The organism is Pseudogracilibacillus amylolyticus (SeqCode), from assembly GCF_051918545.1.
Lineage (GTDB): Bacteria > Bacillota > Bacilli > Bacillales > Amphibacillaceae > Pseudogracilibacillus.
Genome location: NZ_JBPPZG010000124.1, coordinates 1 through 622, shown reverse-complemented (window position 1 = coordinate 622; position 622 = coordinate 1). Strand labels below are relative to the sequence as shown.

General features: G+C 47.9%; 3 tRNA genes and 1 rRNA gene. All 4 read right to left on the bottom strand.

Features of this window, described 5'->3' with window-relative positions:
- Nucleotides 1-72: 72 nt before the first annotated feature.
- The 4 genes from ACPYKA_RS13535 to rrf all read right to left on the bottom strand — a co-directional run bounded on the left by ACPYKA_RS13535 (nucleotide 73) and on the right by rrf (nucleotide 607).
- Nucleotides 73-148, bottom strand: a tRNA-Val gene (locus ACPYKA_RS13535).
- A gap of 70 nt (nucleotides 149-218) precedes the next feature.
- Nucleotides 219-293 (bottom strand) — tRNA-Glu (locus ACPYKA_RS13530).
- An 18-nt stretch (nucleotides 294-311) separates the two neighbouring features.
- A tRNA-Ser gene (locus tag ACPYKA_RS13525) sits at nucleotides 312-404 on the bottom strand.
- 87 nt (nucleotides 405-491) lie between these two features.
- A 5S ribosomal RNA gene (gene rrf / locus ACPYKA_RS13520) occupies nucleotides 492-607 on the bottom strand.
- Between the last annotated feature and the right edge of the window lie 15 nt (nucleotides 608-622).

Sequence of the window (622 nt, the reverse complement as noted above, 5' to 3'; positions counted from 1 at the left end):
CTATTCAGAGATGTTTCTCGATGGTGTTTCGGCTTTGCTCCACCCCGCGATCGTAAAAATACATTTAAATAATGGTGGAGGATGCAGGACTTGAACCTGCGACCCCCTGCTTGTAAGGCAGGTGCTCTCCCAACTGAGCTAATCCTCCGACGCACAGGATGTGCTAGTGCATGTGTTGCAACAGGACGTTGCGTATTTAACATGCCTTCCTTAAAGAATGGTGACCCGTACGGGATTCGAACCCGTGTTACCGCCGTGAAAGGGCGGTGTCTTAACCGCTTGACCAACGGGCCATTAAACTAATAATATAATGGCGGAGAGCGAGGGATTCGAACCCTCGAGACCGCGATAGCGGCCTACACGATTTCCAATCGTGCTCCTTCGACCAACTCGGACAGCTCTCCATTGAGCTTAAGTAATACAGTCGAAATCTTTCCTAAATTAACTTTCAGAAGCTTATATTTTCATTAGAATTAACTTTATGGTTAATTGCCCGGCAACGTCCTACTCTCGCAGAGACAAAGTCTCAACTACCATCGGCGCTGGAAAGCTTAACTGCTGTGTTCGGTATGGGAACAGGCGTGACCTCTCCGCCTTCATTACCAGACCTAGTGAAAAAACT